General features: G+C 60.0%; 20 protein-coding genes and 1 pseudogene. 12 read left to right on the forward strand and 9 right to left on the reverse strand.

From position 1 onward, the window contains the following. Positions 1-76: 76 nt before the first annotated feature. The 3 genes and pseudogenes from dnaQ to AB4O01_RS07915 all read right to left on the reverse strand — a co-directional run bounded on the left by dnaQ (position 77) and on the right by AB4O01_RS07915 (position 2,373). Positions 77-835, reverse strand: a complete 759-nt coding sequence (gene dnaQ / locus AB4O01_RS07905; RefSeq protein WP_093430720.1) for a DNA polymerase III subunit epsilon — start codon at positions 833-835, stop codon at positions 77-79. 216 nt (positions 836-1,051) lie between these two features. Continuing rightward, positions 1,052-1,523, reverse strand: a pseudogene (rnhA, locus tag AB4O01_RS07910) (ribonuclease HI). Between the two features lie 91 nt (positions 1,524-1,614). Beyond that, complete coding sequence (locus AB4O01_RS07915) at positions 1,615-2,373, reverse strand: class I SAM-dependent methyltransferase (RefSeq protein WP_093430718.1); 759 nt, start codon at positions 2,371-2,373, stop codon at positions 1,615-1,617. Between the two features lie 66 nt (positions 2,374-2,439). On the opposite strand from AB4O01_RS07915, the gene gloB reads away from it, so the two are divergent. The 8 genes from gloB (at position 2,440) to fabI (ending at position 13,402) form a co-directional block, all read left to right on the forward strand. Further along, entirely contained in the window at positions 2,440-3,207 is a 768-nt protein-coding gene (gloB, locus tag AB4O01_RS07920) for a hydroxyacylglutathione hydrolase (protein WP_460091228.1), read from the forward strand. Between the two features lie 99 nt (positions 3,208-3,306). Further along, positions 3,307-4,770 carry a transglycosylase SLT domain-containing protein gene (locus AB4O01_RS07925; protein WP_093430717.1) on the forward strand — a complete coding sequence of 488 codons (1,464 nt, stop codon included), beginning with the start codon at positions 3,307-3,309 and terminating at the stop codon, positions 4,768-4,770. 436 nt (positions 4,771-5,206) lie between these two features. Next, positions 5,207-7,039, forward strand: coding sequence for an extracellular solute-binding protein (locus AB4O01_RS07930; RefSeq protein ID WP_460091229.1), 1,833 nt, complete (start codon positions 5,207-5,209; stop codon positions 7,037-7,039). Then, positions 7,036-8,877 carry an extracellular solute-binding protein gene (locus AB4O01_RS07935; RefSeq protein WP_186624341.1) on the forward strand — a complete coding sequence of 614 codons (1,842 nt, stop codon included), beginning with the start codon at positions 7,036-7,038 and terminating at the stop codon, positions 8,875-8,877. Before AB4O01_RS07930 ends, AB4O01_RS07935 begins: the two co-directional genes overlap by 4 nt. Before the next feature lie 4 nt (positions 8,878-8,881). Next, positions 8,882-9,955, forward strand: a complete 1,074-nt coding sequence (locus AB4O01_RS07940; protein ID WP_007910584.1) for a microcin C ABC transporter permease YejB — start codon at positions 8,882-8,884, stop codon at positions 9,953-9,955. 1 nt (position 9,956) lies between these two features. After that, complete coding sequence (locus AB4O01_RS07945) at positions 9,957-10,976, forward strand: ABC transporter permease (protein ID WP_093430714.1); 1,020 nt, start codon at positions 9,957-9,959, stop codon at positions 10,974-10,976. Position 10,977: 1 nt separating this feature from the next. Then, the gene (locus AB4O01_RS07950) at positions 10,978-12,588 is read left to right on the forward strand and encodes an ABC transporter ATP-binding protein (RefSeq protein ID WP_095111844.1); all 1,611 of its coding nucleotides are present in this window, start codon (positions 10,978-10,980) and stop codon (positions 12,586-12,588) included. A 19-nt stretch (positions 12,589-12,607) separates the two neighbouring features. Beyond that, the gene (fabI, locus tag AB4O01_RS07955; protein ID WP_007910591.1) at positions 12,608-13,402 is read left to right on the forward strand and encodes an enoyl-ACP reductase FabI; all 795 of its coding nucleotides are present in this window, start codon (positions 12,608-12,610) and stop codon (positions 13,400-13,402) included. Between the two features lie 1,231 nt (positions 13,403-14,633). On the opposite strand, the gene AB4O01_RS07960 is transcribed toward fabI, so the two are convergent. Genes AB4O01_RS07960 through AB4O01_RS07975 form a run of 4 tightly spaced genes read right to left on the reverse strand, consistent with a single transcriptional unit; the run spans position 14,634 to position 18,875 of the window. Further along, positions 14,634-15,599, reverse strand: a complete 966-nt coding sequence (locus tag AB4O01_RS07960) for a GGDEF domain-containing protein (protein ID WP_257355385.1) — start codon at positions 15,597-15,599, stop codon at positions 14,634-14,636. A gap of 55 nt (positions 15,600-15,654) precedes the next feature. Then, positions 15,655-16,233 (reverse strand): hypothetical protein, encoded by a 579-nt coding sequence (locus AB4O01_RS07965; RefSeq protein WP_460091232.1) that lies wholly within the window; start codon positions 16,231-16,233, stop codon positions 15,655-15,657. Position 16,234: 1 nt separating this feature from the next. Further along, positions 16,235-18,397 (reverse strand): xanthine dehydrogenase family protein molybdopterin-binding subunit, encoded by a 2,163-nt coding sequence (locus AB4O01_RS07970; RefSeq protein ID WP_257355389.1) that lies wholly within the window; start codon positions 18,395-18,397, stop codon positions 16,235-16,237. Between the two features lie 22 nt (positions 18,398-18,419). Then, entirely contained in the window at positions 18,420-18,875 is a 456-nt protein-coding gene (locus AB4O01_RS07975) for a (2Fe-2S)-binding protein (protein ID WP_003224136.1), read from the reverse strand. A 266-nt stretch (positions 18,876-19,141) separates the two neighbouring features. Between AB4O01_RS07975 and AB4O01_RS07980 the strand changes: the two genes are divergently transcribed. Then, the gene (locus AB4O01_RS07980; RefSeq protein WP_460091234.1) at positions 19,142-19,981 is read left to right on the forward strand and encodes an alpha/beta fold hydrolase; all 840 of its coding nucleotides are present in this window, start codon (positions 19,142-19,144) and stop codon (positions 19,979-19,981) included. 170 nt (positions 19,982-20,151) lie between these two features. Here AB4O01_RS07980 and AB4O01_RS07985 read toward each other — a convergent pair whose 3' ends face one another. Together AB4O01_RS07985 and AB4O01_RS07990 are read right to left on the reverse strand one after the other, a co-directional pair. Continuing rightward, on the reverse strand, positions 20,152-20,544 hold the full coding sequence (locus tag AB4O01_RS07985) for a GFA family protein (protein ID WP_414926464.1): 393 nt from the start codon (positions 20,542-20,544) through the stop codon (positions 20,152-20,154). Position 20,545: 1 nt separating this feature from the next. Continuing rightward, positions 20,546-20,809, reverse strand: coding sequence for a hypothetical protein (locus AB4O01_RS07990; protein ID WP_460091236.1), 264 nt, complete (start codon positions 20,807-20,809; stop codon positions 20,546-20,548). Positions 20,810-21,289: 480 nt separating this feature from the next. Between AB4O01_RS07990 and AB4O01_RS07995 the strand changes: the two genes are divergently transcribed. From AB4O01_RS07995 to AB4O01_RS08005, 3 genes are all read left to right on the forward strand, one after another. Then, positions 21,290-21,655: a DUF6124 family protein gene (locus AB4O01_RS07995; protein WP_460091238.1), complete on the forward strand. Its 366-nt coding sequence runs from the start codon at positions 21,290-21,292 to the stop codon at positions 21,653-21,655. Between the two features lie 145 nt (positions 21,656-21,800). Beyond that, positions 21,801-22,712, forward strand: a complete 912-nt coding sequence (locus tag AB4O01_RS08000) for a carboxymuconolactone decarboxylase family protein (protein WP_460091240.1) — start codon at positions 21,801-21,803, stop codon at positions 22,710-22,712. A gap of 129 nt (positions 22,713-22,841) precedes the next feature. After that, complete coding sequence (locus AB4O01_RS08005; RefSeq protein WP_320336596.1) at positions 22,842-23,510, forward strand: class I SAM-dependent methyltransferase; 669 nt, start codon at positions 22,842-22,844, stop codon at positions 23,508-23,510. The last annotated feature ends 115 nt before the right edge of the window (positions 23,511-23,625 follow it).

Raw genomic sequence — 23,625 nt, forward strand, 5'->3', positions numbered from 1 at the left:
GGTTGCAGCGAATGTGGCGAGGGTGGCCAGTTGGCTTCATGCCGCCAAAAGCAAAGATCGTCCGATCCGTTGATCTTCAAGCCTGGGCGTCAGCTTCCGCGATCTGCGTCCACATCGCCGGGCCACCGGCGGACTTGGCAATAATTTCCAGCCGCACCAGATGCGCCGCCAGTTCCTCTTCGGTTGCACGAATGATCCGCGCTGGCTGACGATCAGCCGGCAAGCGGCGAATCTCGGTCGCCGAGTTGTCCGCGCCCTCGCCCGTGCCATTGCCGTCGGAAGCGTTGCCGGCCAGTGACAGGCTGGTCTGGCCACCGGTCATGGTCAGGTAGACGTCGGCGAGAATCTCCGAGTCGAGCAAGGCGCCGTGCAGTTCACGGCCGGAGTTGTCGACGCCATAACGTTTGCACAACGCATCGAGGCTGTTGCGCTGCCCCGGGTGACGTTCCCGAGCCATCATCAGGGTGTCGAGGATTGAGCAGTGCTGGGTGATGTCAGCACGATCGTGCTGACCCATCAGGGCGAATTCGTTGTTGATGAAGCCAACGTCGAACGCCGCGTTGTGGATGATCAGCTGCGCGCCCTTGATGAACTCGAAGAACTCATCGGCCACTTCGGCAAAGCGCGGCTTGCCAACCAGGAACTCGTTGGTGATGCCGTGGACGCCGATAGCGCCTTCATCACTCTCGCGATCCGGCTGCAGGTAAACGTGAAAATGCCGGCCCGTCAGGCGCCGACCGATCAGTTCGACACAACCGATTTCAATGATCCGGTGACCATCGGTCACCGGCATGCCGGTGGTTTCGGTATCGAGTACAACGGATCTGGTGGCCATCAGTGTTCAGCTCTCAACGGGGCGATCTTGCAAAAAGCGCGGATGTTAACACGCTCGGCGGGGTGTTTCAGTCAGACCGTGGCGCGCGCTTCGCGAGCTAGCTCGCTCCCACATTGGAATGCATTCCAATTCAGGGAAGGGCATCAGATCTGGAATGCATTTCCCTGTGGGAGCGAGCTTGCTCGTAAATGGCCGCACCACGGTTCAGAAGCGAAATCAGCTTTGCTTGTAGCCGCGCACTTCGTCAACGCCACGGTTAGCCAACTGGTCGGCCCGCTCGTTACCGTGATGGCCAATATGCCCACGCACCCATTTCCAGGTGACCTTGTGGCGGTTGACCTGCTCATCCAGCTCCTTCCAAAGATCAGCGTTCTTTACCGGCTCTTTCGCGGCGGTTTTCCAACCGCGCTTCTTCCAGTTGGGCCATCCACTCGTTGATGCCCTTCATCACGTATTGCGAGTCGGTCACCAGCAGCACTTCACAGGGGCGCTTCAAGGCTTCGAGGCCACGGATCGCGCCGAGCAGTTCCATGCGGTTGTTGGTGGTGTTGGTTTCGCCACCCCACAGTTCCTTTTCGACGCCCTTGCACACCAGCAAGGCGCCCCAGCCGCCGGGGCCGGGGTTGCCTTTGCAGGCGCCGTCAGTGAACAGCTCTACGGTGTCGACGCTTTCAACGCTTTCGCTCATGCCAATCTATCCAGAAAAATGCGTGTCTTGCCGATCACGGATCGACAATGACCGAGGCCGGGACACACCCGGCCACAAATAAAAGAAAGTTTTACGGTTCGATGCGGCGGCGGTTGACCTTGGCCATCGGCAGCGGAATCAGCTTGCCCATCGGCTCGCGCCGTTCCTGACGCAACGGTCGCAGTCCGACCACAATCTTGCGCGCGACCAGTAAATAGAAGCCGCCACCCGACAATTGCCAGTCACCGGCCTTGCGTTCCCAGCCGGCCAGACGGGCCTGCCACTTGGGTGACGCGAGCGGCGGACGATAGCACCCGAAGCGGCGTTTCTCCAGCGCGAAGCCCAGCAGATTGAGCCAGTCGGCGACCCGCGACGGCGAGATGCAGCGCGCCTGGCGCAAGGCGTCGTGGGCGAACACATGGCGCAGGCCCCAGGTGCTCCAGGGGTTGATGCCGATGATCAGCAAATGCCCACCGGGACGCACGCTGCTCGCTGCTTCACGCAGCAAACCGTGGGGCGACAGGCAGAAATCCAGACCGTGCTGCATCACCACCACATCGGCGGCATGCTCGCTCAGCGGCCAGGCCTGCTCCTCGCAGACAATCTCGACCCCGGGCAACGGTGCACCGAGGCGCACATTGCGCTGCACTTGCGGTGCCGACGGCGGGGTTTCGGCCGATGGCCCGTAGTGCACCAGATAACCGCCAAAGAAACGGCCCAACTCGTCTTCGAGCATGCGCCGCTCTTCATCGAGCAGAAATTGCCCGAGCGGGCCGGACAGCCATTCACGGGCTGCACCGATCAGGGCCAGCCAGTCAGGATCAGCCTGTGCGAACGCTTTATCACTCATCGCATTCTCCAAAGCGCCAGGAACTACTAAGATGCGCCAATGTTTTCCGCTTGGCGAATTCCGACGATGATACAGATCAGTGCCCTGCCCGCGTTCACCGACAACTACATCTGGTTGTTACAGGATCACCGCACCCAGCGCTGCGCCGTGGTCGACCCGGGCGATGCCGCGCCGGTGCAGGCGTGGCTTGCAGCGCATCCGGGCTGGGTGTTGAGCGACATCCTGATCACCCACCACCATCATGATCATGTCGGCGGCGTCGAACGCCTGAAAACGCTGAGCGGCGCAAAAGTCTACGGCCCGGCCAGCGAAAGCATCCCGGGGCGCGACGTGGCGCTCGAGGACAACGACACGGTCAGCGTGCTCGGCTGGGACTTCGACGTCTATGCGGTGCCCGGTCACACCTTGGGACACATTGCCTATTACCACCACGGCCTGCTGTTTTGCGGCGACACCCTGTTCGCCGCCGGTTGCGGTCGCCTGTTCGAGGGCACGCCGGAGCAAATGCACCACTCGCTCAGCCGCCTCGCTGCTCTACCGGAAGATACCCTGGTCTACTGCACCCATGAATACACGCTGAGCAATCTGAAGTTTGCCGCTGCCGTCGAGCCGGGCAATCCGGACATCGCCGCCCGTCTGGAAAAAGTCACTCAGCAGCGGCAAAACGGCGTCATGACCCTGCCTTCGACCCTGGCACTGGAAAAGCTCACAAACCCGTTCTTGCGTACCTCTGAAACATTAGTTACACAAAAAGTGGACGAACGGGCAGGCGCTCAAAACCGGGCGCCGAGTGAGGTATTTGCGGCTCTGCGGGCTTGGAAAGATAAGTTCTAAGCCCCCCACTACTTGGTACAAAAATTCTGAATGGTTGACCGCAGGGGGTGCGCTTTCTAGAATCGCCCGACATTTTTGCCCGGAACTTACTTCCAGCCAATGTCGTCATCCATACGTAAGTCCGTCAATTCAGACGCATTGACCCGCCTGGCGCAGGCCATCGCGGTGGCTGTGTCCGCCACGCTGGCGGGCTGTTCCAGCCATGCTCCGCAGACTGAAGCGACCCATACGCCGAACATTGCTGCGCGAGCCAAGCAGAAGCCGATCTGGCTGTCCGAAAAGCCCAGCCCACAGGTTCCCCAGGACATCTGGGAGCGCATGCGCCAAGGCTTTCAGCTGCAGGAAGGTCTCGGCGTCAACCCGCGCATCGAGCAACAGCGCCTGTGGTTCGCCAGCAATCCCTCTTTCCTCGAGAACGCCGGTGAACGCGGCAGTCTCTATATTCACTACATCGTCGAACGCCTCGAAGAACGCAACATGCCGCTGGAACTGGCCCTGCTGCCAGTGATTGAAAGCGCCTACAACCCGATGGCCTATTCCCGGGCCGATGCAGTCGGGTTGTGGCAATTCATTCCGTCCACCGGGCGTTACTTCAACCTGCGTCAGACGCGCTTCTATGATGGCCGTCGCGACATCACCGCCTCGACCACCGCAGCGATGGATTACCTGACCCGCCTGCACGACATGTTCAACGGCGACTGGTTGCTGGCGCTGGCGGCGTACAACGCCGGTGAAGGCACGGTCAGCCGCGCCATCGAACGTAACGAAAAGCTCGGCCTGCCCACCGACTACTGGAACCTGCCGTTGCCGGCGGAAACCCAGGCCTACGTGCCGAAGCTGCTGGCACTGTCGCAAGTGGTGCTGGCGCCGGAAGCCTACGGCGTGAACCTCAACCCGATCGCCAACGAACCGTACTTCCAGGTCGTCGAAATCAACCAGCGCATGGACCTGTCCAAGGTCGCTGCGGTGGCCAACATCGACGAAGACGAACTGTTCCAGCTCAACCCGGCCTTCAAGCAACGCACCACCATCGACGGCCCTCAGCATTTGCTGGTGCCGACGTCGAAGGCGCAATTGCTGACGGCCAGTTTGCAGACCATGCGTCCGGAAGAGTTGATCAGCCCGCGTTCGCTGAAACCAGTCTTCGAAGGCGCCGATCCGTCGGAAGTGGCGCAGCTCAAGCGTGCCTATCGGGTGAAGCGTGGCGACAACCTCGGTTCCATCGCCAAGGCCAACAAGGTCGAAGTCAAGGATCTGCAGCGCTGGAACAAGCTGACCGGCAAGAACCTCAAGGTTGGTCAGACCCTGGTGATGCAAGACACCACCAAGCGCGCGCCGGCGCGCAAATCCGGCCGGGTCAACACGGTGATTGCGGCCAACAGCAAGAGCAAAGGCAAGGACGACAGCGCGCAGCAAACCCAGTACAAGGTCAAACGCGGCGACACGCTGTACGTCGTGGCCAAGCGCTTCAACGTTGAGATGCAGCATCTCAAGCGCTGGAATCCGGGTGCGGGTAAAGCACTGAAGCCGGGGCAGATGCTCACGGTTTATCAGCCGCACTGACAGAAGAGCCCCTGAGATTTCAGGGGCTTTTTTTGGTCCGGATTTTGTGGTGTGCTTTAGATCGATCCCCCTCACCCCAGCCCTCTCCCCCACGGGGGCGAGGGGGAAAGGGAGCCGATCTCCGTGCTGTTCAAAATCCGAGTTCGACTCGGTATCGCACGTCGATGCAATTCGCCCAGACACCACAGTCAGTCCCCTCTCCCTCCGGGAGAGGGTTAGGGTGAGGGGCTTTTCAAAACGTAAGTTCGGCTCGACAGTTCAGGTCGGCGCAGCTCGAAGAAACAACTCGGTCAGTCCCCTCTCCCCCGGGAGAGGGTTAGGGTGAGGGGCTCTTCGCGCAAACGATTAACCCTGCATTAACTCCCGTCTTTTTCCTGTCCAGACAAGCTGTTACTGTACGGCCCACTAAGCCCAAGCCGCCTGGATCGGATCTGACTTGAAGCGTCCCCTCCTCCTGCTCCTGATCAGCCTGGCCTTGAGCTCAACCGCAAGCGCGACGATTACCGAAAGTCACGGTTATGCGCAGTTCGGCACGCTCAAGTACCCGGCCAGATTTACCCACTTCGACTGGGTCAACCCGCAAGCGCCCAAGGGCGGTACGTTGCGGGTGATGGCGTTCGGCACCTTCGATACGGTCAATCCGTACACGTTCAAAGGCACCAGCCCGGTGACCACCGCGAATTTCCTCCAGTACGGCATCAATGAGCTGAACGAGCCGCTAATGGTCGGCACCGGCCAGTATTCGCCGTCCGGTGACGAGCCGGCGTCGAGCTATGGTTTGATCGCGCAATCGGTGGAGTACAGCGAAGATCGCAGCTGGGTCGTCTTCAACCTGCGTCCCGAGGCGCGTTTCCACGACGGCACGCCGATCACCGCTTATGACGTGGCTTTCTCCTATCGAACGCTGCTCAAGGACGGCCATCCGCTGTACCGTACCGCGTTGCAGGAAGTACTGCGGGTCGACATTCTCAACAAGCAGCGCATTCGCTTCGTGCTCAAGCGCTCGGGCAATCCGCTGCTGATCCTGCGCCTCGGCGAGTTGCCGGTGCTGCCGCAGCATTACTGGAAAGACCGCGACTTCAAGGCCACCACCTTCGAACCACCGTTGGGCAGCGGCCCGTATCGCATTACTTCGGTGACGCCGGGCCGGCAGTTGATCTTCGAGCGGGTCAAGGATTACTGGGGCAAGGACTTGGCGGTCAATCGCGGCAAGTACAACTTCGATCGCATGGAAGTCGAGTTTTACCGCGACAGCGACGTGGCCTTCGAAGCGTTCAAGGCTGGCGAGTTCGACATTTACATCGAGCATCAGGCGAAGAACTGGGCCAACGGCTACAACTTCCCCGCCATACGCCGTGGCGACGTGATCAAGGCACAGATCCCGCATCAGATCCCGACCCAGAGTCAGGGCCTGTTCATGAACACCCGCCGTGCGACGTTCTCGGACGTTAAGACCCGTGAAGCGCTGGGCCTGATGTTCGACTTCGAGTGGACCAACCGCGCACTGTTCAGCGATGCCTACAAACGCACCACCAGTTATTACCCCAACAGCGAGTTCACCACCTCCGGCCTGCCGGTCGGGCATGAATGGCTGATGCTCAAGCCGTACAAGGAACAACTGCCGGCCAAGCTGTTCACCGAGCCGTTCACCCTGCCAAAAACCGATGGACGCGGCATTCCCCGGGAAACCATGCGCAAGGCATTGGCATTGCTCGCCGAAGCCGGCTGGAAGCTCAACGGTCAGCGCCTGCAAAACGCTGACGGCCAACCGCTGCGGTTCGAGCTGTTGCTGGTCAATCCGAACCTGGAGCGCCTCTACCAGCCCTATATCGAGAACCTCAACAGCATCGGCATCGACGCGCGCCTGCGCACCGTGGATCGGGCGCAGTACAAACAGCGCCTCGATCAATTTGATTTCGACATGATCTCGATGACGCTCAACCAGACCCTCAGTCCAGGGCTTGAGCAGTGGCAGTACTTCCACTCCAGTCAGGTCGGGGTCAAGGGCAGCAAGAATTACGCAGGCATTGCCAACCCGGTAGTGGATCACCTGCTCGAACAATTGCTCGCCGCGCGCACCCGCGACGAGCAGGTCGCCGCCGGCAAGGCGCTCGACCGCGTGCTGCTCTGGCAGCACTACAGCATTCCCAATTGGTACCTCAATTATCACCGTCTGGCCTACCGCAACCGGTTGGCCTTCGTCACCACGCCGCCCTACACCCTGGGCCTGAGCGCGTGGTGGCTGAAGTCTTCGGAGAAAGATCAATGAAACCGATCCGCGCCCTGCTCGTCCAGGCCAGCGGTTTGCTGTTCGCCGGGCTGGCTTTTGCCGCTCCGCAACACGCCGTGACCCTGTACAACGAGCCGCCTAAATACCCGGCCGATTTCAAGCATTTCGATTATGTGAACCCCGATGCGCCCAAGGGCGGCATCTTCCGTCAGGCCGGTTTCGGCGGCTTTGACAGCCTCAACCCGTTTATCAGCAAAGGCGTACCGGCCGATGACGTCGGGCAGATCTACGACACTCTGACCAAACACAGCCTCGACGAACCCTTCACCGAATACGGCCTGATCGCCCGGCAGATCGAAAGAGCCCCGGACAACAGCTGGGTGCGTTTCTACCTGCGCCCCGAAGCGCGCTTCCACGACGGCCACCCGGTACGCGCCGAGGACGTGGTGTTCAGCTTCAACACGCTGACCAAGGAAGGCTCACCGCTGTTTCGCGGCTACTACAGCGACGTTTCTGAAGTGATCGCCGAAGATCCGCTGAAAGTGCTCTTCAAGTTCAAGCACACCAATAACCGCGAACTGCCGCTGATCCTCGGCCAGTTACCAGTACTGCCCAAACACTGGTGGGCCGATCGCGATTTCACCAAAGGCAACCTGGAAATCCCGCTGGGCAGCGGCCCTTACAAGGTTGCCGAAGTGAAGGCCGGACGTTCAGTGCGTTACGAGCGGGTCAAGGATTACTGGGGCAAGGACCTGCCGGTCAACCGTGGTTTCTACAACTTCGACACGATGACCACCGATTACTACCGCGACAACACCGTCGCCCTCGAAGCGCTGAAGGCTGGACAATTCGATTACTGGCTGGAAATGACCGCAAAGAACTGGGCCAACGCCTACAACATCCCGGCGGTTACCGAAGGCCGTTTGATCAAGGAACAGATCGCCAACAGCAACCCGACCGGCATGCAGGGCTTCGTCTTCAACCTGCGTCGCCCGGTGTTTCAGGATGTGCGGGTGCGACAGGCACTCGGTCTGCTGTTCGATTTCGAGTGGACCAACAAACAACTGTTCAACAGCGCCTACTTCCGCACCCGCAGCTATTTCGAAAACTCGGAAATGGCCGCCACCGGCCTGCCCGACGCCGATCAACGGGCGATCCTCGAGCCGTTCCGCAGCAAACTGCCGGCGCAGGTGTTCAGCGAAGCGTTCGAGAATCCGAAGACCGATGCCAGCGGCATGATCCGCGCGCAGCAGCGCGAGGCCTACCAACTGCTGCAAGAGGCCGGCTGGAAGATCGTCGACGACAAAATGGTCGACGCCACGGGCAAACCGGTGGTGATCGAGTTCCTGCTTGCGCAGACCGAATTCGAACGCGTACTGCTGCCATTCAAGCGCAACCTCAGCGACCTTGGCATCGATCTGGTAATCCGCCGCGTCGACGTTTCGCAGTACATCAACCGCGTGCGTTCGCGGGACTTCGACATGATGGTCGGCAGCTTCCCGCAATCCAACTCACCGGGTAACGAACAGCGCGAATTCTGGATGAGCGCCGCTGCCGACAAACCGAGCAGCCGCAACACCATTGGCCTGAAGGATCCGATTGTCGATCAACTGGTCGAAAACCTGATCAACGCCGACTCACGCAAAAGCCTGGTGGCCCACGCCCGCGCACTGGATCGCGTGCTGCAATGGGGTTACTACGTGGTGCCGAACTGGCACATCAAGACCTGGCGCGTGGCGTACTGGAACCACATCGGTCACCCGAAAGTCTCGCCCAAGTACGACATCGGGATTAATACCTGGTGGGTCAAGCCCGACGCAAAACCGGCAATAGAAGTCGAAACCAAACTGCAAGCCGACCCTGTGGGCACGGAGTAATCAGATGCTGGCGTATATTTTTCGGCGACTGCTGCTGATCATCCCGACCCTGTTCGGCATTCTGCTGATCAACTTCGTGATCATCCAGGCCGCGCCCGGAGGCCCGGTGGAACAGATGATCGCCAAGCTCGAAGGCTTCGAAGGCGCCACCAGCCGGATTGCCGGCGGCGGTGCCGAGGTGTCGGTGGCCGGCTCGTCCTATCGCGGCGCGCAGGGTCTGGACCCGGCGCTGATCAAGGAAATCGAGCACATGTACGGGTTCGACAAATCGGCCCCGGAACGTCTGTGGATCATGGTCAAGAACTACGCGCAGCTGGATTTCGGCGACAGTTTCTTCCGCGACGCCAAGGTCATCGACCTGATCAAGGAAAAGATGCCGGTGTCGATCTCGCTGGGGCTGTGGAGCACGCTGATCATGTACCTGGTGTCGATTCCGTTGGGGATCGCCAAAGCCACGCGACACGGCAGCCATTTCGACGTGTGGACCAGTTCGGCGATCATCGTCGGCTATGCGATCCCGGCGTTTCTCTTTGCGATCCTGCTGATCGTGGTGTTTGCCGGCGGCAGTTATCTCGACTGGTTCCCGCTAAGGGGTCTGACCTCAAACAACTTCGATGAACTGAGCTTCGGCGGCAAGATCCTCGATTACTTCTGGCACCTGGCGCTGCCGGTGACCGCACTGGTGATCGGCAACTTCGCGACCATGACCCTGCTGACCAAAAACAGCTTCCTCGATGAGATCAACAAACAGTACGTGGTCACCGCCAAGGCCAAAGGCCTGACGCGTCATCGCGTGTTGTACGGCCATGTGTTCCGCAACGCCATGCTGCTGGTGATTGCCGGATTCCCGTCGGCGTTCATCGGCATCTTCTTCACAGGATCCTTGCTGGTGGAAGTGATCTTCTCCCTCGACGGCCTCGGCCTGATGAGTTTCGAAGCGGCGATCAACCGCGATTACCCGGTGGTGTTCGGCACCCTGTTCATCTTCACCCTGCTGGGGCTGGTGGTGAAACTGATCGGCGACCTCACCTACACCCTGGTCGATCCGCGCATCGACTTCGAAAGCCGGGAGCATTGAGATGAACCTGTCCCCTCTCAACCGCCGCCGCTTCGAACTGTTCAAGGCCAACAAGCGTGGCTGGTGGTCGCTGTGGCTGTTTCTGGTGCTGTTCGGCCTGAGCCTGGGCGCCGAGCTGATCGCCAACGACAAGCCGCTGGTGGTGCATTACGACAACAACTGGTACTTCCCGGCGATCAAGCGCTACCCGGAAACCACCTTCGGCGGCGAATTTCCGCTGGAAGCCAACTACAAGAGCCCGTACATCCGCGAATTGCTCAAGGCCAAGGATGCGTGGGTGTTGTGGGCGCCGATTCCCTACAGCTACCAGAGCATCAACTACGACCTGAAAGTCCCGGCCCCGGCGCCGCCCTCGGCGGACAACCTGCTCGGTACCGACGACCAAGGTCGGGATGTGCTGGCGCGGGTGATCTACGGTTTCCGCATCTCGGTGCTGTTCGCGCTGACGTTGACCGTGCTGAGTTCGATCATCGGCGTGATTGCCGGTGCTTTGCAGGGTTTCTATGGCGGCTGGGTCGATCTGGCCGGGCAGCGATTTCTGGAAATCTGGTCAGGGCTGCCGGTGCTGTATCTGCTGATCATCCTCGCCAGTTTCGTCCAACCGAATTTCTGGTGGCTGCTGGGGATCATGCTGCTGTTCTCGTGGATGAGCCTGGTCGACGTGGTGCGCGCCGAGTTCCTCCGTGGCCGCAACCTCGAATACGTGCGCGCCGCACGGGCGCTGGGCATGCAGAACGGCGCGATCATGTTCCGCCACATCCTGCCCAACGCGATGGTTTCGACCATGACGTTTATGCCGTTCATCCTCACCGGCGCCATCGGCACCCTCACCGCTTTGGACTTCCTCGGTTTCGGCTTGCCGGCCGGCAGTCCGTCGCTGGGTGAACTGGTCGCCCAGGGCAAATCCAACCTGCAAGCGCCGTGGCTGGGCATGAGTGCCTTTGCCGTGCTGGCGTTGATGTTGAGTTTGCTGGTGTTTATCGGCGAGTCCGCTCGCGATGCCTTCGACCCGAGGAAGTGAAATGAATCAGGACAATCTGATCGAAGTGCGTGACCTCGCCGTCGAATTCGGTTTCGGCGAGCGCGTGCACCGGGTCGTCGAAGGCGTGAGTTTCGACATCAAGCGTGGCGAAACCCTCGCGCTGGTCGGCGAATCCGGCTCGGGCAAATCGGTGACCGCGCACTCAATCCTGCGCCTGCTGCCCTACCCGATGGCCCGCCATCCGGCCGGCAGCATCAACTATGCCGGGCAAAACCTGCTGGGCCTGAGCGAGAAGACGATTCGCCACATTCGTGGTAATCGCATCGCGATGATCTTTCAGGAGCCGATGACCTCGCTGAATCCGCTGCATTCGATCGAGAAGCAGATCAACGAAGTGCTCGGCATCCACAAGGGCCTGACCGGCAAAGTCGCGACCAAGCGCACGCTGGAGCTGCTGGAGATGGTCGGCATCCCCGAGCCGCACAAGCGCCTCAAGGCTCTGCCCCACGAGCTGTCCGGTGGCCAGCGCCAGCGTGTGATGATCGCCATGGCCCTGGCCAACGAGCCGGAATTGTTGATTGCCGACGAACCGACCACGGCGCTGGATGTGACCGTTCAGCTGAAAATCCTCGATTTACTCAAGGAATTACAGGCCAGATTGGGCATGTCGCTGTTACTGATCAGTCACGATTTGAACCTGGTGCGAAGAATTGCGCATCGTGTATGTGTCATGCAGCGCGGTTGCATCGTCGAACAGGCATCGTGCGCAGAGCTGTTCCGTTCGCCGCAGCATCCGTACACTCGGGAATTGCTCGGTGCGGAACCCAGCGGAGGCCCGGCGAGCAATAAAATCGGCGCGCCGCTGCTTGAGGTCGAGGACCTGAAAGTCTGGTTCCCGATCAAGAAAGGCCTGCTCAAGCGCACGGTGGATCACGTCAAGGCAGTGGATGGCATCAATTTCAGCCTGCCCCAGGGTCAGACCCTGGGGATTGTCGGCGAAAGCGGTTCCGGCAAATCCACACTGGGTCTGGCGATTTTGCGGCTGATTGGCAGCAAAGGCGCGATCCGCTTTGAAGGCAAGCAGCTAGACTGCCTGACGCAGAACGAGGTTCGCCCGTTGCGGCGGGAGATGCAGGTGGTGTTTCAGGACCCGTTTGGCAGCCTGAGCCCGCGCATGTGTGTCAGCGACATCGTTGGCGAAGGCCTGCGGATTCACAAGATGGGCACCGCTGAGGAACAAGAGGCGGCGATTATTGCGGCATTGAAGGAGGTAGGTCTGGATCCGGAAACCCGGCACCGCTACCCCCACGAATTTTCCGGTGGGCAACGGCAGCGAATCGCCATTGCCCGGGCTTTGGTGCTGAAACCGGCGCTGATCCTGCTGGACGAGCCGACGTCGGCACTCGACCGCACGGTGCAGCGGCAAGTGGTGGAGCTGTTGCGTTCACTGCAAGCCAAGTACAACCTGACGTATTTGTTTATCAGCCATGATTTGGCTGTCGTCAAAGCGCTGAGCCACCAGCTGATGGTGGTCAAGCATGGCCAAGTGGTCGAACAGGGAGACGCGCAAAGTATTTTTGCCGCCCCCCAACATCCGTATACACAGCAGTTGCTGGAAGCCGCTTTTTTGGCACCAGCCACTGCGCAATAACCTGAAAGAGGAGCAACACATGGGTTTTCTCGCCGGTAAGCGCGTACTGATCGTCGGTGTCGCCAGCAAGCTGTCCATCGCATCCGGCATCGCTGCCGCCATGCATCGCGAGGGCGCTGAGCTTGCCTTCACTTATCAGAACGACAAACTGAAAGGTCGTGTTGAAGAATTCGCCCAAGGCTGGGGTTCGAGCCCTGAGCTGTGCTTCCCGTGCGACGTGGCCAGCGATGAAGAAATCGCCAAGGTCTTCGAAGCACTGAGCAAGAAGTGGGACGGCCTGGACTGCATCGTTCACTCCGTTGGTTTCGCTCCGGGCGACCAACTGGACGGCGACTTCACCGAAGCCACCACCCGTGACGGTTTCCGCATCGCGCACGACATCAGCGCCTACAGCTTCGTGGCCCTGGCCAAAGCCGGCCGCGAAATGATGAAAGGCCGCAACGGCAGCCTGCTGACCCTGTCGTACCTGGGCGCCGAGCGCACCATGCCGAACTACAACGTGATGGGCATGGCCAAGGCTTCGCTGGAAGCTGGCGTACGTTACCTGGCCGGCTCCCTGGGCCCGGACGGCACCCGCGTCAACTGCGTATCGGCTGGCCCGATCCGTACCCTGGCAGCCTCGGGCATCAAGAACTTCCGCAAGATGCTGGCCGCCAACGAAGCGCAAACCCCACTGCGTCGCAACGTCACCATCGACGAAGTCGGCAACGCCGGCGCCTTCCTGTGCTCCGACCTGGCGTCGGGCATCAGCGGCGAAATCATGTACGTCGACGGCGGCTTCAACACCACCGCCATGGGCAACATCGAAGAGTGATCTTCGCCTAGCCAATAAAAAAACCCGCCGATCTGGCGGGTTTTTTTATGCCTGCAACACTGCCCCCTGTGGGAGTGAGCTTGCTCGCGAAGGCGTCCATTCAGTCAACTGATCATGGCCTGATCCAGCGCCTTCGCGAGCAGGCTCGCTCCCCACATGGATTTGTGGTGAACCGGGATGTTTTGAACACCGAAGGACCCGTGGGAGTGAGCTTGCTCACGAAGAGGCCAGCACGTTCAACGGAGATGTTGCCTGACCGGACGCCTTCGCGAGCAAGCTCGCTCCCACATGGATTTGTGGTGAACCGGGATGTTTTGAACACCGAAGGACCCGTGGGAGTGAGCTTGCTCACGAAGAGGCCAGCACGTTCAACGGAGATGTTGCCTGACACTCCGCCTTCGCGAGCAAGCTCGCTCCCACATGGATTTGTGGTGAACCGGGATGTTTTGAACACCGAAGGACCCGTGGGAGTGAGCTTGCTCACGAAGAGGCCAGCACGTTCAACGGAGATGTTGCCTGACCGGACGCCTTCGCGAGCAGGCTCGCTCCCACATGGATTTGTGGTGAACCGGGATGTTTTGAACACCGAAGGACCCGTGGGAGTGAGCTTGCTCACGAAGAGGCCAGCACGTTCAACGGAGATGTTGCCTGACCGGACGCCTTCGCGAGCAGGCTCGCTCCCACATGGATTTGTGGTGAACCGGGATGTTTTGAACACCGAAGGACCCGTGGGAGTGAGCTTGCTCACGAAGAGGCCAGCACGTTCAACGGAGATGTTGCCTGACCGGACGCCTTCGCGAGCAAGCTCGCTCCCACATGGATTTGTGGTGAACCGGGATGTTTTGAACTCCGAAGGACCTGTGGGAGCGAGCTTGCTCGCGAAAGCGTCCATTCAGTCAACTGATCATGGCCTGATCCAGCGCCTTCGCGAGCAGGCTCGCTCCCACATGGATTTGTGGTGAACCGGGATGTTTTGAACACCGAAGGACCCGTGGGAGTGAGCTTGCTCACGAAGAGGCCAGCACGTTCAACGGAGATGTTGCCTGACCGGACGCCTTCGCGAGCAGGCTCGCTCCCACATGGATTTGTGGTGAACCGGGATTTGAGAACACCCGACACCCCTGTAGGAGTGAGCCTGCTCGCGATAGCGCTGGGTCAGGCAATGAAGAGGTTGATGGCCGGACACTATCGCGAGCAGGCTCACGCCTACAAGCGATCTGCGGTGCATTCGCTAACAACGCTTCAAGGCCTGCTTGTGCACATACATCGCGCTATCGGCATCCGCCAGCAGCCGATCCACGGTCTCATGGCGCTTGGCGTCATATTCGATCTGACCCACGCTAAAGCGAATCGCATAGCCCCGGTGCAACGTGGCATTGCGCTCTTCGAGAATATCCTTGAGCCGCGCCATGATCGCCGTCGTTTCAATATGGCTGGAGCCGGTCAGCAGCGCAACGAACTCATCGCCACCGAGCCGCCCGACCACATCACTCTCGCGGAAGGCGATGCGCAGCACGTCGGCAAAAGTTTTCAGCGCACTGTCACCCTCGGCATGCCCATACAGATCGTTGATCTGCTTGAAGTCATTAAGGTCGAAAAACAGCAAGGTCGCCGGCCGTTCCAGCCGTGCGCAGGCGTCCAGTGCATGCTGCGCCAGTTGCTTGAAACCACGGCGATTGGACAGCAACGTCAACTCATCCATGCTCGCGATCTGCACAGCAGCCAACTCTTGCTCGGCCATTTCCGCCAGATCACGCAACAACGCACGCTCTTCCTCGTCGAGGTCGCGGGGCCTGGTGTCGATCAGGCACAGCGTGCCCATTTTGTTGCCATTGGGCACGGTCAGCGGATAACCGGCGTAGAAACGAATGTTCGGCGCGCCCGTCACCAACGGGTTGTCATGGAAGCGCAAATCCTCGCGAGCGTCCGGCACCAACAGCAGGCCGTCGTTAAGAATCGCATGGCCGCAGAACGAGACATCCCTCGGTGTCTCGCTGACATCCAGGCCCACGCACGACTTGAACCACTGCCGATTGGTGTCGACCAACGTCACCAGTGCAATCGGCACATTGAACAGGCGTTTCGCCAACCGTGTCAGTCGGTCGAAACGTTCTTCAGGGGCGGAATCGAGCAGCTCAAGACCGTGCAACGCTTGAACGCGCGCCGTTTCATTCGCAGGTTTTCCTGGAACCAGCATCAGCACACTCCATTGGCAACAATGCTTCCAAGCGTAGCGCTAATTTGGCAATGGCTCACATTTGCGCCACCGGGCATGGCCCGCCCGCATCGGCCCAGAGCTTGAATTGCGTGACAAAAATATCGTGCGGCACTGGCACCGGCGCGCGCCCTGCCCCGGGATTCCAGCCCCACAGCACCAATTTGTCTTCGCTGACATGCTTGATCAGCGCAGCAAAGTCGCGATCGCCATTGCTCGAACGGTCCTTGATCATCGCGCAGAGCTTGTCCGGCGGTAGGCCGATCCAGGCCATTTTGTGCGCCGCCGGCGGCAGGCTCCAGTGCGGCGCCCCCGGTGGCGCATGCGGGCCGTAACTGGCCGGCGGATTGTTTTCCGCGTGGCAGGTCGCGCAAGGCAAACCGGCCGCGCCCTTGCCGTCCATGCCGCGCACCACGTTCATCGCATGGGGAATGCCGGCGTCGAACTGCAACGGCGAATCCCCGGGAATGTGGCAGTTCTGGCAACGCGGGCTCTGGAAGACTTTCTGCACCGTGCCGAAGGCTTTCAACGCTTCCTGATCATCGGCAAAAAGGTCCGAGGCATAACCGCCCAGCCCCAGTAGAACCACCGTGCCCAACACTAGATGTCGTTTCATCTCACACCCCCGACAGTTGCAGCGGCAACTCGCGCAGGCGTTGCCCGGTCAGGGCGAACACCGCGTTGGCCACGGCTGGCGCGGTCGGCGGCACACCGGCCTCGCCGATGCCGCCGGGTTTGTCGCTGCTGGGCACGATGTGCACTTCCACCACCGGCATCTCGTTGAGCCGCAGCACCTGATAATCGTGATAGTTGGACTGCACCACCGCGCCATCCTTGAGCGTCAGTTTGCTGTGCAGGGCCATGCCCAGGCCGAAGGTGATGCACGATTCCATCTGCGCGGCGATGCTCTGTGGATTCACCGCGATCCCGCAATCCACCGCGCAGACCACGCGATGCACGCGAATCGCCAGATTGTCCTGCGACACCTCCGCGACCTGCGCCACGTAACTGCCGAATGACTCGTGCACCGCCACGCCCAGCGCATGGCCGTCCGGCAGCGGGGCTTTCCAGTTAGCCTTTTCCACCGCCAGATTGAGCACGCCCAAATGCCGAGGATGATCCTTGAGCAAGGTGCGTCGGTACTCCACCGGATCCTTGCCCGCCGCCGTGGCCATTTCATCAATCAGCGATTCCATGACAAAACCGGTATGGCTATGGCCCACCGAGCGCAGCCACAACACATTGATGCCCGTTTGCGGCGAATGCAGATCAACCTGGTGATTGGCCAGGCCTTTGACGTAAGGGCTGTCGGCCACGCCTTCGACCGAGGTCGGGTCGATGCCGTTTTTGACCATCGTCGCCTCCATCAGCGTGCCGGTCATGATCGATTGCCCTACCAGTACGTGCTGCCAGCTCGACGGCAAGCCATCAGCACCGAGGCCGATCTTCGCCTGATGCAGAAACATCGAGCGGTAGTACCCGCCGCGAATATCGTCTTCGCGCGACCACACGGTTTTCACCGGCATCGCGGCGGCTTTCGCCACTTGCACCGCCTCGGCGACAAAGTCTGATGTCGGGTTGGCCCGGCGCCCAAAACCACCGCCAAGGAATTCGGTGTGGATTTCCACCTGCTCCGGTTTCAGCCCGGTGATCTTGCCGGCGACCATTTGATCGAGCGTCTGAAACTGCGTGCCGGTCCAGATTTCGCATTTCTCGGCGCTGATTTTCACCGTGCAATTGAGCGGTTCCATCGGCGCATGAGCCAGATAAGGCACGCTGTATTCGACATCGATCTTCTTCGCCGCTTTGCCAAAACTGCCCTTGGCATCACCGGCCTGACTGGCTGACGTGCCTTGCGTGGCGGCCAGTTTGCGGAAACTCGCCAACAGTTTTTCGCTGCTCAGGTCCGCATGCGGACCCAGATCCCAATCGACCTTCAGCGCATCACGCCCCAGTTTCGCCGCCCAGTAATGCTCGGCAATCACCGCCACGCCCGTCGGTACCTGCACCACTTTGTGTACGCCCGGCACCGCCAGCGCTTCAGCGCCTTCGAAAGATTTAACAGTGGCACCGAATACCGGTGGGCGCGCAACCATTGCGGTCATCAAGCCTTCAAACTGCACGTCCATGCCGAACTTGGCGCGGCCGGTGATTTTCTCCGGTGTGTCGAGGCGTTTGGTCGGTTTGCCAATGACTTTCCAGTCCTTGGCTTCCTTGAAGGTAATCGACTTCGGATCCGGCACCGGCAGTTGCCCGGCGGCATCCGCCAGCTCGCCATAAGTTGCACGTTTGTCACCGGCAATCACCACGCCCGATTCAGTGCGAATGGCCGATGGTGCCACCTCGAAGCGTTTCGCCGCCGCCTCAACCAGCATCTGCCGCGCGGTCGCGCCTGCCAGTCGATAGCGGTCAAATTCCATCCACGTCGACGTCGAGCCGCCGGTAATCTGCATGCCGCCAAAACCGGGCATGCCGTAATCCGCCGCCGACGCGGGTGAGTGCTCGACGCGGATCTTCGACCAATCGGCGTCCAGCTCTTCGGCAATCAACATGGTCAGGCCGGTCCAGATGCCTTGGCCCATCTCCGAATGCCCCAGCAAAACGGTGACGCTGTTGTCTGCTGCGATGCGCAAAAACGCATTCGGCGCGAAAACCTTGCCTTCATTCTCGGCCGCATAGGCAAACTTGTGGCCGCCAGGGACGACAAACGCCACCACCAGACCGCCGCCCAACACGGCGCTGCCCTTGAGAAAACCCCGACGCGATACAGGACTGTTCATCGCCTATCTCCCACAGATTGAATCAGCCGATTTCCGATGCACGCTTAACCGCTGCGCGAATGCGGGGATAGGTGCCGCAACGGCAGATATTGCCGGAGAGCGCCTGATCGATATCGCTGTCGGTGGGTTTGGGGATTTTTGCCAGCAGTGCCGCCGCAGACATGATCTGCCCCGACTGGCAGTAACCGCACTGCACCACGTCGAGTTCGGCCCAGGCTTGCTGCACCGGGTGCGAACCGTCGGTGGACAGCCCTTCGATGGTGAGAATTTTCTGGCCGTGGGCTACGGCGGTTGCGGGCGTGATGCAGGCGCGCAATGGCGCGCCGTCAACGTGCACGGTGCAGGCCCCGCACTGGGCCATGCCACAGCCGAATTTGGTACCGGTCAGGTGCGCGACATCGCGCAGGACCCAGAGCAACGGCATGTCCGCAGGGACATCGAGCTCCTGATCCTTGCCATTGATATTCAAGGTCAGCATCGGGGAAATTCCTCAGACTCACGGTGTTCTGAAGGGGCGCCGCTGTGGCCAGCAAAGCCTACGCGCGCCTCGGCTTATCCCTTTCAGCAAAGCCTAATTTGCGTACGAAGCCAGACGTTGCGACCACCGGTCATGCAGATGTCGACTTTAATCCTACAGTTGATAACGGCTCGCACTGAGCCTGCACTGTAGAAAACTCGTCATGAGCGAAACCGGTCCGCGATCACCGCGCGGGTTATCCATCAGATTGGTCTGGAGTTGCGAACATGGGATTTGTCACCAGCAAAGACGGCGTCGAGATTTTCTACAAGGACTGGGGCCCGAAAGACGCGCCAGTGATCCACTTCCACCACGGCTGGCCGCTCAGTTCCGACGATTGGGATGCGCAGATGCTGTTCTTCCTGGGCAAAGGCTTTCGGGTGGTTGCCCATGATCGCCGTGGGCATGGGCGTTCGAGTCAGGTCTGGGACGGGCACGACATGGATCATTACGCCGACGATACGCTGGCCGTGGTCAACCATCTGGGTCTGAAGAACGTCGTGCACGTTGGCCACTCGACCGGTGGCGGTGAGGTGATCCATTACATTGCCCGGCATGGTCAGGCCAACGTCGCCAAAGGTGTGTTGATCAGTGCGGTGCCACCGTTGATGGTGCAGACCGAGAGCAATCCGGGTGGGCTGCCGAAATCGGTGTTCGATGATTTTCAGGCGCAACTGGCGGCGAACCGGGCGCAGTTCTATCGGGACATTCCGACGGGGCCGTTTTATGGCTACAACCGGCCGGGTGCCACGCCATCGGAGGGGATTATTGCCAACTGGTGGCGTCAGGGCATGATCGGTGGAGCGAAGGCGCATTACGACGGGATCGTGGCGTTTTCGCAGACGGATTTCACCGAGGACTTAAAGAAGGTCACGGTGCCGGTGCTGGTGATGCATGGCGAGGATGATCAGATTGTGCCGTATGCGGATTCGGGGCCGTTGTCGGCGAAGTTGCTGCCCAATGGCACGCTGAAGTCTTATCCGGGATTCCCGCACGGGATGCCGACGACGGAGGCCGAGACGATTAACGCCGATCTGCTGGCGTTTATTTGCGGTGAAGATCTGTAAGTTTATGCACTGCACCCTGTGGGAGCGAGCTTGCTCGCGAAAGCGTCATTACTTTCAACATTGATGTCGACTGACACGACGCCTTCGCGAGCAAGCTCGCTCCCACAGGGACTATGTGACATGCCAAAAATCCTCACTCCATTCCAAGTCCCACACGTTTTCTGCCCCCTCTAATCCTCTGTACGCTCCGTGCTCTCGCGATCACGCTCGTAGTGGTGAGCCAGTGGCAGCGCCGGCAGCCACGACTCGCGGCGGATGGTCCAGAGTTCGTAGGTGGGTTTGAACTGATTAGGCTCATCCAGCGATCCGACGTTGACCTCTACTTCATCTGCCGAACGCGTGAACACCGGAGAGCCGCAGCGCGGGCAGAAAAAGCGCCCGTTGTAGTCGCGGGTTTCGCCAGTGACTTTCAGCGCATCCTCGGGAAATATGGCCGAGGTGCCGAACAGCGCGCCGTGGCGTTTGCGGCAGTCGAGGCAGTGGCAGATGCCGACGCGGTAGGGCTGACCTGTCACTTCGAAACGGACATCGCCGCATAGGCAACCGCCAGTCAATCGATCCATGTCACACCTCCTCTTCAGATCCGAAATTACCGATAACCCAGACGACAGCCCTCACCCTAACCCTCTCCCAGAGGTAGAGGGAACTGACCGCGCTGAATGTGCAAGTTGCACCGACTTGAAATACCGAGTCGAACTCAGGTTTGAAGAGCACAAAGATCGGCTCCCTTTCCCCCTCGTCCCCTTTGAGGGAGAGGGAACTGACCGCGCTGAATGTGCAAGTTGCACCGACTTGAAATACCGAGTCGAACTCAGGTTTGAAGAGCACAAAGATCGGCTCCCTTTCCCCCTCGCCCCCTTGGGGGAGAGGGCTGGGGTGAGGGGGAAAAATCTCCCAGACTCACGCAAAACCGAAAGCCGCCACCAACCGACATTGCCCATGTGTAAACGTCATCCAGTAATCACGTTTAAAGCACACAAACCGTTACGCCATCCTCCCTACAACACCTTGCGTCGTTACCTACGCGTACGCCAGAATCCGCCGGCTTACACGGCTATGGGCCGGGCTATATCGTTGGCCTGTCACTGCAAAACAGTGATCGGGTTTGGTAGCCCGTCTGTAATAGCCGTGTGACGACACCCTGTGCTTTCTCTTTGTGGAGGCTCAGTTCAATGGTGGTCATGCGTGGGGCTCACTCGTGAGCGCCGGGTTCCTATTGCAGCCGGTCTACCAACCCGCGTATGGCCACCACCCACTCGTTTGGTAGCGAGAGTGATGGCTCCTTAAACTGCGATAGGAGTTTCATCCATGTTCAAAATCACGCCAAATCCGCCACCCACCGATCCAATCCCTCACGACCCCGCGCTCAACCCGCAAAAGCTCAAAGAAGCAACCGACCGCGCCCTCGACTACTACCTCCGGCCCGAAGCACTAGGGGCGCCGCCAAGCTCACCCAAGTTTCGCCCCGTCTACCTCGTCGACCCCACGCTGGATGACGAAACCCTGTTGGTCGAAGCCTGTGAGTCGCTTTCCTACGCCCACTCCATGGCCGGTAACATCGCCAACTCGATAGGCGGCCCGGAGCGCAAACCGCTGCTGGCGCTGCAACAGGTGATCATGCTGAACGAGCTGCTGGTCAATCGCCTGCTGGACAAGCTGCGCGTACCAAAGTAGTCACCCAAACGAATGAGTGCAGGGATACCCCTTCACTCATTCCGTGGATTGATGAGCAGAACTCATCAAGCCATCCCGATTTACCCGTCTAGTCCTCACCAGCCACCTCGCCTACTGTTCTCCCCACGCCCAAAGGGAGATCGACATGCACAAGCGCACACGCGGCAACCGTCCACTCGAAGTATCCGCCCTCGGCGTTGGTTGCATGGGCTTGAACCATGGTTATGGCCCGACCACGGATACTCAGGACATCGCAGCACCGCAAAGGATGGAGCCTTTCACGATGGCCACTGACACACGCAGCAGCGCTGCCCTCCCCGCACTCATGGCGTTCTGCCTGAGCGTTGGGTCGATGTTCAGCGCTACCACTCAAGCAGCCGAGACACCGCAATCCATGACTACTCCGCAAACCACCGCACAAGCCCTGTCGAGTAAACAACAGACGATTCCACTGATGGCCGCGTTCATGGCGACCAGCGACATGCCCAACCTCAACTCGGCGCTCAACCAGGCACTCGACGCCGGCCTGACCATCAGCGAAACTCGGGAAATTCTCGTGCAGCTCTACGCTTACGTCGGGTTCCCGCGCAGCCTCAATGCCTTGAACGAGCTGATGACCGTGGTGCAGGCACGCAAACAACGCGGCATCGAAGATGCGCCGGGGCGTGAGCCGGGCCGGGCGATTCCAGTTGGGGATGAACTGCTGGCCAGCGGCACCGCGAATCAAACGAAAATTTCGGGCGCCCCGGTCAAAGGCCCGGTGTTCGAGTTCGCCCCGGTTATCAACCGGTTCCTGCAAACCCACCTGTTCGGCGACATCTTCGAGCGCGACAACCTTGACTGGCAAAGCCGTGAACTGGCGACTGTCGGGGCCCTGGCAGCGACGCCGGGCGTGGAATCGCAACTGCGCGCACATATGGCGGCAAGCCTGCGCGTCGGGCTCAGCGCGGCACAGTTGGCCGAGGTCACTGAGCTGCTGAAAAAGCACGGTGATGCGCAAACCGCCGAGCGTGCAAATGCAGCGCTCAAAGAGGCTTTGGCGGCTTCGAAAAAATGACCGAAAAATGAGCCTGATATCGATTTCTCAAAGAAATCGGCGTTCGGAGTTGTGTGGGTGCGCTGATCTACAAACCCTGGCTTGCGATCAGCGTCCATACTGTGGTTTTTCAGAAGTCGGGACACCGCCATGCCTTCCCCCGAGTCCAGCCTTTTGCAGAGCTGGCACGACAACGCTGATGCCTGGATCGAAGTGATCCGCAGCGGCGCCATCGAAAGCCGTCAGCAGGTGACCGATCAAGCGATTCTGCTGGCGATCATGAGCCGGCAGCCGCAGCGTGTGCTCGACCTCGGCTGCGGCGAAGGCTGGATGTTGCGGGCGCTGGCGGATCGCGGGATTGAGGCAGTCGGTGTGGATGGCGATGCGCGGCTTATTGAAGCGGCGCGTTTGGCGGGGGCGGCGCGGGTGCATGTCGCCTCTTATGAAATCCTGGTCGATGGCAAGATCGACATCGGTCGCGACTATGACCTGATCTGCGCCAATTTTTCATTGCTGCATCAGGACATCATTCCGTTGCTTGCGGCGATGAATACGCTGCTTGTTCCCGGCGGGGTTTTAGTCATTCAGACACTGCATCCGTGGGCTGTGGCGGCTGGGGATTATCAGGATGGCTGGCGCGAAGAATCCTTCGCCGGGTTCAAGGGCCAGTGGCAGCCGATGCCGTGGTATTTCCGCACGTTGTCGAGCTGGTTGAATGCACTTGATATGGCCGAGTTCCAACTGGCCAGCCTGCAAGAGCCACAACACCCGCAAAGTCCGCTGCCGCAGTCATTGCTGATGGTTGCCGAGCGCCGCTAAATTTTGAAAACACCGCCCTCACTGTGGGAGCGAGCTTGCTCGCGAAAGCGGTGTGTCAGGCAACGCAGATTCCGACTTTGCCGACGCCTTCGCGAGCAAGCTCGCTCCCACAGGG

The sequence above is a fragment of the Pseudomonas sp. S2_E02 genome (assembly GCF_054668355.1).